Genomic DNA, 9517 nt, shown 5'->3' on the forward strand with positions numbered 1-9517 from the left:
ATTTCGGCAACAATTATCTTGAAGGGTCCGCCGAATTGGGTCAGGCTCTTCCGCTTGAAGCAGTACTCGCGCCGATTTTGTATCAACCGGAGGCGTGGCTTGCTCGAAAACCAGAAGCTGGATGTACTGAGTAATGCATGACTGAGGCGGTCAGCAGCGACATCAACGCACTCAATCCGCCCTCGGCGGCGGTGAAAGCGCAGCGTTCCCTGTTCTCCGCCGAGGGGAACGGGCCTTTGCGTGTGCTCGGGTTCCTCGTTGTTTTTGCCTCCGTGCTCATGTCCTCGGTGTCGTTCCTGATCCTGTCGGGCACGACGAATATAGAGCCGTCGGCGACCGTCTGGACGGTCATCTGGGTCGTCACCGGTCTCCTCGTTCTCCTTGTGCTGGCGCTGGTCGTCACCGAGGCCGTGCTGCTGGTGCAGGCGCGTATGCGGCGCGTGCCAGGCTCGGCGCTGCAGGTACGGATGGTCGGCATGTTTGCCCTCGTCGCAGGCGTTCCGGCGGTGATCGTGGCGATCGTCGCGACCATTGCCCTCAACCAGGGGCTCGACCAGTGGTTTTCTGACCGTACGCGAGCCATGGTTGAAAGCTCCCGCCTCGTCGCCCGATCCTACATGCTTGAACATGCTCAGGTGCTGCGCGACGACATCATCTGGGTGGCGACCGAGCTCGAACAATCGCACGCCACCTATGTGGAAGACGGACCGCGTTTCGAACGCATCCTGACAGCACTGGCCGTGACGCGATCCTTGCCGTTCACGTCGATTATCGACAGCAATGGCAATACCTTGATGCGCGCGCAGATCAACGCAGCGGGCGGCTATCCGCGCTTGCCGGAGGGCATTACGCAGGGAGTGGTCGAAGGCATTCCCACCGCCATTGCACCGGGCAGCACCAACCTCGTCGGCTCGGTCATCAAGCTGCGCGGCTATGACGACGCATTCCTCTTCGTGGCGCGTCCCGTGGATGCGGAAGTACTTCAATATATGCGGCTAACCGACGACAATATCACGGAATATCGTGAATATGCGTCGAACCGCCTCGTTTTCCAGATTACCTTTACCATCATGTATGTCGGTCTTGCAGTGGTGCTGCTCCTGGCCGCCCTGTGGATCGGCATTGCACTTGCCAATCGCTTCGTGGATCCGATCAAGAACCTGATGATTGCGTCCCGCCGCGTCAGTGGCGGCGACCTTGATGTCCGCGTTCCAGTGCAGGAGGGCAGGGGAGATCTGCGCGATCTCTCCAATGGTTTCAATCGGATGACCGAGCAGCTCAAAAGCCAACGTGAGGCGCTACTGACGGCCAACGAGGTCAACGAAAAGCGACGCCAGTTCACCGAGGCCGTGGTGGAAGGCGTGTCGGCCGGCATCATCGGGCTCGACCCATTCGGCGCCGTGACGCTGGTCAACGCGCGTGCCTGCGAAATGCTCGGCAAGACGGAAATCGAAATGATGGGCGAGCGGATGGAAGACATCCTGCCCGAGATCGCGCCGACGATCGAAAAGGCGCGCTCCGCCCGGCGTGGCCAGGTGCGCGACCAGATCCAACTCGGCAACGAAACTGACCGCCGAATCTATCAGATCCAGCTCACTCGCGAAGGCTCGATCACTGAATCCAAGGGCTATGTCCTCACCTTCGATGACATCACCGAACTCGAATCCGCCCAACGCACCAGCGCCTGGGCCGACGTCGCGCGGCGCATCGCCCATGAAATCAAAAATCCGCTGACCCCGATCCAACTGTCCGCCGAGCGGCTGCGCCGGCGCTATGGCAACCGGCTCGAGGACGATCGCGATGTGTTCGATAAGTGCATCAACACCATCGTTCGGCAGGTCGGCGATATTGGGCGCATGGTCGACGAATTCTCCGCCTTCGCGCGGATGCCAGAGGCCGCACCGGAGCGCGCCGATCTGACGGATACGATCCGGCAGGCTGTTTTCCTCGAAAGCGTGCGTCTTCCCGAAGTCAACATCACCACCGAACTTCCGGACGAAACCATCTACGCCTGGTTCGACACGCGCCTTGTGTCGCAGACGCTGACGAACCTGATCAAGAATGCCGTCGAAGCCTTCGAAGGGCTCGACATGACGTCGGGTTGGCAGCCGACGATCAAGGTAGAGGCGCATTATGAGGGCAATCATGCCCGCATTTCCGTCTCCGACAACGGCAAGGGCTGGCCGAAGGAAAACCGCCAGCGTTTGCTCGAGCCCTATATGACCACGCGGGAGAAGGGCACCGGCCTGGGCCTCGCAATCGTTGCAAGGATCATCGAACAGCATGGCGGTATCGTTGAGCTGGTCGATGCCGAACCCGACGAGCAGGGCAGGGTGGGGGCGTGCGTCACGTTCACCCTGCCCTTACGTTCCGCACACAAAATCAATGAAGAGGTCAGTTCCGCTCCCCTCGAGCCCGAACCGCCCCAAGAGGAGGAACCGCTGTTGCCAGCGGTTGTCCATAAGTAAATGGCTCTCGATATTCTCATCATCGACGACGAAGACGACATCCGCGACCTCATTGCCGGCATTCTGGACGATGAGGGCTATGAAACGCGGCAGGCGCATGACGCCGATAGCGGCCTGAACGAAATCGCCCGCCGGCGTCCCAGTCTCGTATTTCTGGATATCTGGATGCAGGGCTCGCGCCTTGACGGTTTGCAGCTCCTTGACGTGTTCCAGAGCCAGCACCCGGATATGCCGGTGGTGATGATTTCCGGCCACGGCAATGTCGAGACGGCCGTATCCGCCATTCGCCGCGGCGCTTACGACTATATCGAAAAGCCCTTCAAGATCGACCGGCTCCTGCATGTGACGCAGCGCGCGATGGAAGCAACCCGGCTGCGCAGCGAAGTCGCCGAACTCAAGGAACGGTCGGCGGCCAAGAATGCCGATATGGTCGGCAGCTCGCCATCGCTTCAGCAGGTGCGCGGCATCATCGAAAAATCGGCGCCGACCAACTCGCGCATTTTCGTCGCCGGCCCCTCCGGCGCCGGCAAGGGGCTCGTCGCCCGCCTGATTCACCAGCGCAGCCCCCGCGCCAATGCGCCCTTCGTCGAGATCAACGCCTCGCTCTATGCTCCTGACGAAGTGCCGGTGGTGTTGTTCGGGCGCGAGACCCGCGACAAGTCGGGTCTATTGCAGGTTGAGGTTGGCGCACTCGAGCGAGCCCATGGCGGCACGCTATATCTTTCGGAAGTGACCACGCTGCCCGCACCGGTGCAAAACGCGCTGTTGCGAACGCTTGTCGAGAATCGCTTTAATCGTGTTGGTGGCGCTCAGGCGGTGCCTATCGACGTGCGCATCATTTCGTCGAGCTCTCAAAACGTCTCGAGCCTGACGGAGAGCGGCGAATTTCGCTCCGATCTGTTCCATCGCCTTGCCATCGTGCCATTGCAACTCAGCCCTCTCAAGGAGCGGCGCGAGGATATTCCACCGCTTGTCAGCGTGTTCATCGAGCAGGTTTGCCGGATGCACAACTTGCAGCGGATGAGCATTGGCGATGACGCGATTGCGGTCTTGCAGGCCCAGGATTGGCCGGGCAATGCGCGTCAATTGCGCAACTCGATCGAGCGGCTTCTTATTCTGATGAAGGATCAGCAGCCTGAAAATGGCGTCATTACCGCCAGTATGCTGCCGTCCGATATCGGCGAGGTTCTTCCCACCGTCGGCGATACGGATGCCTCCGCGCATCTCATGAGCCTGCCGCTGCGCGACGCCCGTGAAGTCTTCGAGCGGCAATATCTTCTCGCCCAGATCGAACGGTTTGGCGGCAATATTTCAAAAACCGCCGAGTTCGTCGGCATGGAGCGCAGCGCACTTCACCGCAAGATCAAGTCGCTGGGGCTTTGAGAACATTACGAAAATGGCTTCGTGCCATGCGTTTGCCGCGGGTAGGCAGCAAAGGTGATGTGTGGCATAGTGCTTACGATATGATAATTCCCGGCAACCAAGACTGGGCGGCAGCCTTGGGGAGTGGGACGCACACAGTTGCGACAACGACAGCGACAATAAATGCCGCGGCAAGAGGCCTAAATGCCCAGCGAGAAGCAGCAAAACCTGCAGGACTCCTTTCTCAATCACGTTCGCAAGCAAAAAGTCCCGGTCACGATTTTCCTCGTGAATGGTGTCAAGCTTCAGGGCGTCATCACCTGGTTCGATAATTTCTGTTTGCTTCTGCGTCGTGACGCGCAGTCGCAACTGGTGTATAAGCACGCGATCTCGACGATCATGCCTGGTGCACCGATCCAGTTGTTCGATCCCGAGCAGAACAACGATCACGACTGACGAGCTTTATGGACGATTTTGACGACGAAGATGGTGGTCGCCACGCAGGCGGCCCTAAGGCGTTTATCGATCGGCAGGAACAGCCGACCCGCGTGGGGCTGATCTGTCCCGACGTCCGAGGCAAGTCGTCCTATCACAGCATTGAAGCGCGACAGGCCGAGTTCGAGGGCCTCGCCGAGGCCATCCGGCTCGACGTGCGCTTTTCCGACGTGGTCAAGGTGCGCGAAATCCGTCCGGCGACCTATATCGGTGGCGGCCAAGTCGAAGCGATCGCCGAAAAGGTCAAGGCGGAAGAGATCGAGCTGCTGCTCGTCGATACCGCGCTCTCTCCGATCCAGCAGCGCAATCTCGAGCGCGAAACGGGCACCAAGGTGCTCGATCGTACCGCCCTGATTCTCGAAATTTTTGGCGAGCGCGCCGCAACGCGCGAAGGCGTGCTTCAGGTCGAGCTCGCCCATCTCAACTATCAGAAGGGGCGTCTCGTGCGCTCCTGGACCCACCTTGAGCGTCAGCGCGGCAGCGGCGGCATGGGCTTCATGGGCGGTCCTGGTGAAACCCAGATCGAAAGCGACCGCCGGCAGATCACCGACCGGATCGTCCTGCTCGAAGAGCGGCTGGATAAGGTCAAGAAGACCCGTGCGCAACAGCGCGCGCAGCGCACGCGCGCCGCAATACCGGTTGTGGCGCTTGTGGGCTACACGAACGCTGGCAAGTCAAGCCTCTTCAATCGTTTGACAGGGGCAGGGGTGTTTGCCGAGGACCTGCTCTTCGCGACGCTCGACACCACCGTGCGCAAGATCGAGCTGCCGCATGGCCGCGAAGTCATGCTCAGCGATACAGTCGGCTTCGTTGCCGATCTCCCGCACGATCTTGTTGCCGCTTTCCGCGCGACCCTCGAAGAAGTCGTCGACGCCGACATCATTCTTCATGTCCGCGATATCGCCAATCCCGATAACGCCGCCCAGGCGCAGGACGTGTTGGAGGTGCTCGACGAACTCGGCGTGTCCTCCGAAACCACGCCCGTGATCGAGGTGTGGAACAAGGTCGACCTCCTCGGCGAACCAGGCTTTGCGCTAGCTGGGGCATCACCCGCGGGCAAGGTGCTTGCCACCATGCCCGTCTCTGCCCATACGGGGCAGGGAGTTGAAGAACTCAGGGCGCTGATCGAAAAATCGCTCGGCGAACAAAGCCGCACCTATCATGTGCACGTGCCGCACAGCGCCGGCGCCGACATCGGCTGGCTCCACAGCAATGCCGAGGTAATTTCGCGCGACGAGCCGACAGAAAAAGGCCAGGACTACGTTGTCCGGGTCGATCCGCGGCACAAGAGCGCGTTTCTCGAGCGTTTCAACGGCCGCATCGCACTGTCCGACCTCTAGGGACTAGCGGATCTTGTCCGCTGCCCTGATCTCGTTCCAGTAGCCGTCTAAGCGCGCGAGCCCGGCCTTGGCCGGTTCAACCCCGTCTTCGCGGCAGCGTGCTTCCACATGATGGAAGCGGCGCGTGAACTTGGCATTGGCGTCGCGCAGCGCAGCCTCTGCATCGATCCCTGCATGGCGCGCGAGGTTGGCTACGGCGAACAGCAGATCGCCGATTTCCTCATGGGTCGCTTCCTCGTCTCCGCTTCTCTGCGCTTCGGTGACCTCGACGATTTCCTCGGTGACCTTGGCCAGCACCGAGTCGAAATCGGGCCAATCGAAACCGACCTTTGCGGCCTTCTTGGTCAGTTTCTCGGCGCGGGCTAGGGCAGGGAGCACCTGCGGAACATCGTCGAGAACCGAGCTTACCGCATCGCCACGCCGCGCAGCCTTCGCGGCCCGTTCCTGGGTCTTTATCGCCTCCCAATTGACCTGAGCCCCAGCTGCATCATCGGCACTGACATCGCCGAAGACGTGCGGGTGGCGCCGGATGAGCTTTTCCGTGATGGCATAGACGACATCGCCAATATCGAAATGCCCAGCCTCCTTGGCCATCTGGGCATGGAAAACCGGCTGCAACAGCAGATCGCCGAGCTCTTCGCGAAGATCGGCAAAATCCTGGCGCTCGATCGCGTCAGCCACTTCATATGCTTCCTCGATCGTATAGTGCCGGATCGTCGAAAAATCCTGTTCAAGATCCCAGGGGCAGCCACTGACGGGGTCGCGCAGGGCGGCCATGATTTCGATGAGGCGGGAAACGTCGCGAGAGGGCTGCATGGCAAAGATCCGGAGAATCGTTTTACCTGCATCATAGTGCGCTGCGCCTACAGCACCCAACCAAACGAGACCACATGTCCCAGCCCACAGCGCCGGTCGTCCTCATCGCCGAATTTACCGCGCGGCCGGGCAATGGCGACGAGGTCGCGGCGCTGCCGGCCGGGCTCGCCGAAAATGTGCGGCGCGAGGAGGGCAACATGACCTTCGACTGCTATCGCAAGGCCGACGACGAAGATAAGTTCGTCGTCTACGAGATCTATCGCGACCAAGCGGCATTCGAGGCCCATATCGGTGCCGATTATGGAGCGGTCTTCAATCAGCGGCTGCAGCAGCTCATCGTCGAACCGCATTCATTCCTGACGTTTCTGAGGCCGTTGTCTGGCTGAGCGTCATTTCGCTTTGAATTATCGGCAAGGCCGGCCACACTTTGCCAATGAGAGAAGAAGAACCAAGCGAGGAAATCAGTCTGGTCGGCGGTCGATCGACCGTTTCGACGCGCGGAGGCGTCGTCTATCGCAACGCCAGACCCTGGTCCCAAACCGTCATAGCCTTGCTCCGTCATCTCGAAGAGCAAGGCTATGAGCACGCGCCACGGGCCGTTGGTTCGGGGTTCGACGACCAGGGACGGGAGATGCTCACGTTTGTCGAGGGCGAGAGCGTCCATCCATACGCATGGCGCGACGATGCCATGCCCGCCATCGGAGCGATGCTGCGCAAGCTGCATTGCGCTACAGCGTCATTCGTGCCGCCGCCAAACGAAGAATGGCGTCCATGGTTCGGTCGCAGCATCGGCACACCGTCTGTCATTGGACACTGCGACACCGGCGCGTGGAACATCATCGCGCAAAACGGCCTACCGATAGCGCTGATCGACTGGGAGGAGGCGGGACCAGTGGATCCTATGGTCGAACTGGCCCAGGCTTGCTGGCTCAACGCCTTGCTCTTTGATGACGACCTGGCGGAGACGCTGAGCCTTGGCCCCGTCGAACAACGCGCCAAGCAAGTTCGCTCGCTGCTTGGCGGCTACGAATTGCCACACGCCCAACGGATCGGCTTCGTCGACCGCATGATCGAGTTCTCGATCCTGAGTGCAGCAAACGAAGCCATCGACGCGAAAGTCACACCCGAGACGACCGACCCATCATCGCTATGGGCCATAACCTGGCGAACCCGAAGCGCAGCCTGGCTCGTCAGGCACCGGGCAGAGCTCAACCGGATCATCACGGCCTATTAGAGATCGGCGAAGGGAAGGCAGCTGGAATGACCAGCCAAACCTGTTTCGCTCCGGCAAAATCGTCAAATGAATGATTCGCATAATATATATTATGGAACTTCTGCATGTGAGTTTCTGGTGAAGTCGTCGTTTTTTCCGCTCTCAGCCGAATTGTGCTCTACGTCATAAGTTGTCCTTTTACGTACAAAGTTGTCCGAGCTCTGGCTAGGAATGTTGTCCGTTTTGGGAGAGTAAACTGTCGCATCTTGCTGCTTGGGCCTATCCGATAGAAAGGATTGTTCATTCTCGCTAATCCATTGTCGATTGACGTGATTCAAGGATTTCGAGATGCTGTTAGACCGTTGGCGCGAGGCTGTAGCCCTTGGGGAAATCAAAGCCAAATCCCACGCCATAGACCTTCTGCAAGCGTGGTCTGAAGAACAAAACGTCGATCCTGCAAGGATTACCCAGGACGATTACGACGCTTTCCTTCTGTCGTTGCGCCAGAAGGATTACGCCCAGAACACGATTCATTCTGTAGATGCGCACATCCGGATTTTGTTACGGTGGTCGGTGCGTGTAAAGCTACTCTCGGAAATGCCCGTGGCGAACCGGGCGTACTCCAAGATGGAACGGAAGGCATCCGGCCTTGCGCGCGATGACATTGAATTTGTGATCGACGAGCTCATTGCTCTTGCAAATGACGAAACCCGAACGCCGAAAACGCGATTGTTGGATGCGAGACGGGCGGCCGTCGCGGCTTTGCACTTCTATTGGGGCCTGCAGCCCTCCCAGGTTGTCGCGTTGCCTTGGAGCCTTCTCCATCTCGTAGTGGCAGATGCGGCTGAGCTCGGTATAGACCTTAACGCGGAAACCTCCCCGGGCGCGAACCGGTTCATCGAATCCATATCCGTCTATAGAGGTCTGGTTGGGTTCAGAAATCCCGAAAACCGATCTCAGTTCGCATTCTTTAGCCGCAGAGACCGCCAACTGGCATTGAGGGCCATGGACCTCAGCCAAGACGTGCGGAAAGGTGCCCTGGAGGTCGGATTCGCATTGTATGAGCAGTTCACCAGTCAAGAATTGATACGGGCCTACAATGACGTTTTCCGTGCCAGTTCAGACCTGACAACGAAGCCCCTCGGCAAAGCGATGCGGCACGATAGAGTGCCGGATACCGTCGCTGCGGAACTCATCATTGAGCTGGCAACTCTCCATCCCCGAAATCGGGCGATCCGGAAGTGAACTGTTTCATGGCCCGCAAATCCTTCAAATCCATGGCATATGCCACGATCCGAATGTCGGCCCCGTTCGATATGAGATGATTGGCAAAAGCCCAGCGGAGCGTACTGGCGTTCAACTGGTCCTTCTCGAAAACGTCGGTGTCATTGCCAAAATCACGAATGGCGCGGGTGATATCTTTCAAGAGGAGTTGGCTGGGAGACTTCAAGGACGGGAACAGCCAATCGGACGTGTCTATTCCCGCGCCTTCTGCAACCTGTCTCCATGTCGTGACGGCTTCGAGCGCTCGCGTCGTGATCGGCACGAGGCGCACCCCATCAGCGTTTCGCAGAGCAAAGTAGCCCGAGGCGACGGAGGCGCTCTCGAGGTCGGAACTCTTCAGGTCGACCAGATCGCGGGAAGACAATCCGCTGCCATAAATCATCTCGGCAATGGCCAGGCGGCGATAGTAACCAAGACGCGCTACGGAATGGGTGATGCGGTCCGCAGCCTGGTACGCCATATCGAAGTGTCGTCCCAGATTTTCCACTGAGACAGGCGTCGCTCGGGATATTGCCGGTTGCTGCCCCCCACCCTGCCCG

9 protein-coding genes are annotated in these 9517 nt (G+C 59.4%); 7 read left to right on the forward strand and 2 right to left on the reverse strand.

What is annotated here, in order from left to right:
• The first annotated feature begins 137 nt into the window (after nt 1-137).
• The 4 genes from VW35_RS13555 (at nt 138) to hflX (ending at nt 5665) form a co-directional block, all read left to right on the forward strand.
• Nucleotides 138-2468 carry a sensor histidine kinase NtrY-like gene (locus VW35_RS13555; RefSeq protein WP_052951721.1) on the forward strand — a complete coding sequence of 777 codons (2331 nt, stop codon included), beginning with the start codon at nt 138-140 and terminating at the stop codon, nt 2466-2468.
• Entirely contained in the window at nt 2469-3851 is a 1383-nt protein-coding gene (gene ntrX / locus VW35_RS13560; RefSeq protein WP_046143573.1) for a nitrogen assimilation response regulator NtrX, read from the forward strand. It begins immediately after the preceding gene.
• A gap of 183 nt (nt 3852-4034) precedes the next feature.
• Nucleotides 4035-4286: an RNA chaperone Hfq gene (gene hfq, locus VW35_RS13565; RefSeq protein WP_035078721.1), complete on the forward strand. Its 252-nt coding sequence runs from the start codon at nt 4035-4037 to the stop codon at nt 4284-4286.
• Nucleotides 4287-4294: 8 nt separating this feature from the next.
• On the forward strand, nt 4295-5665 hold the full coding sequence (gene hflX / locus VW35_RS13570) for a GTPase HflX (RefSeq protein WP_052951722.1): 1371 nt from the start codon (nt 4295-4297) through the stop codon (nt 5663-5665).
• Between the two features lie 3 nt (nt 5666-5668).
• On the opposite strand, the gene mazG is transcribed toward hflX, so the two are convergent.
• Entirely contained in the window at nt 5669-6481 is an 813-nt protein-coding gene (gene mazG / locus VW35_RS13575) for a nucleoside triphosphate pyrophosphohydrolase (protein WP_046143574.1), read from the reverse strand.
• Nucleotides 6482-6555: 74 nt separating this feature from the next.
• Here mazG and VW35_RS13580 point away from each other — a divergent pair, with 74 nt between their 5' ends.
• The 3 genes from VW35_RS13580 (at nt 6556) to VW35_RS13590 (ending at nt 8939) form a co-directional block, all read left to right on the forward strand.
• On the forward strand, nt 6556-6867 hold the full coding sequence (locus VW35_RS13580; RefSeq protein ID WP_046143575.1) for a putative quinol monooxygenase: 312 nt from the start codon (nt 6556-6558) through the stop codon (nt 6865-6867).
• Between the two features lie 47 nt (nt 6868-6914).
• Entirely contained in the window at nt 6915-7715 is an 801-nt protein-coding gene (locus VW35_RS13585; RefSeq protein ID WP_046143576.1) for an aminoglycoside phosphotransferase family protein, read from the forward strand.
• A gap of 327 nt (nt 7716-8042) precedes the next feature.
• Nucleotides 8043-8939, forward strand: a complete 897-nt coding sequence (locus VW35_RS13590) for a hypothetical protein (RefSeq protein WP_046143577.1) — start codon at nt 8043-8045, stop codon at nt 8937-8939.
• Here the strand turns inward: VW35_RS13590 and VW35_RS21020 are convergent.
• Complete coding sequence (locus tag VW35_RS21020; RefSeq protein ID WP_210165914.1) at nt 8890-9465, reverse strand: tyrosine-type recombinase/integrase; 576 nt, start codon at nt 9463-9465, stop codon at nt 8890-8892. The genes VW35_RS13590 and VW35_RS21020 overlap by 50 nt on opposite strands.
• Nucleotides 9466-9517 lie beyond the last annotated feature (52 nt).

The sequence above is a fragment of the Devosia soli genome (genome assembly GCF_000970455.1).
GTDB lineage: Bacteria > Pseudomonadota > Alphaproteobacteria > Rhizobiales > Devosiaceae > Devosia > Devosia soli.

Bases quoted from the DNA above. Each gene is read 5' to 3' on its own strand.
- ntrX (WP_046143573.1), top strand. From the start codon at position 2,469: ATGGCTCTCGATATTCTCATCATCGACGACGAAGACGACATCCGCGAC.
- mazG (WP_046143574.1), bottom strand. From the start codon at position 6,481: ATGCAGCCCTCTCGCGACGTTTCCCGCCTCATCGAAATCATGGCCGCC.
- VW35_RS13585 (WP_046143576.1), top strand. From the start codon at position 6,915: ATGAGAGAAGAAGAACCAAGCGAGGAAATCAGTCTGGTCGGCGGTCGA.
- hflX (WP_052951722.1), top strand. From the start codon at position 4,295: ATGGACGATTTTGACGACGAAGATGGTGGTCGCCACGCAGGCGGCCCT.
- hfq (WP_035078721.1), top strand. From the start codon at position 4,035: ATGCCCAGCGAGAAGCAGCAAAACCTGCAGGACTCCTTTCTCAATCAC.
- VW35_RS13590 (WP_046143577.1), top strand. From the start codon at position 8,043: ATGCTGTTAGACCGTTGGCGCGAGGCTGTAGCCCTTGGGGAAATCAAA.
- VW35_RS13555 (WP_052951721.1), top strand. From the start codon at position 138: ATGACTGAGGCGGTCAGCAGCGACATCAACGCACTCAATCCGCCCTCG.
- VW35_RS13580 (WP_046143575.1), top strand. From the start codon at position 6,556: ATGTCCCAGCCCACAGCGCCGGTCGTCCTCATCGCCGAATTTACCGCG.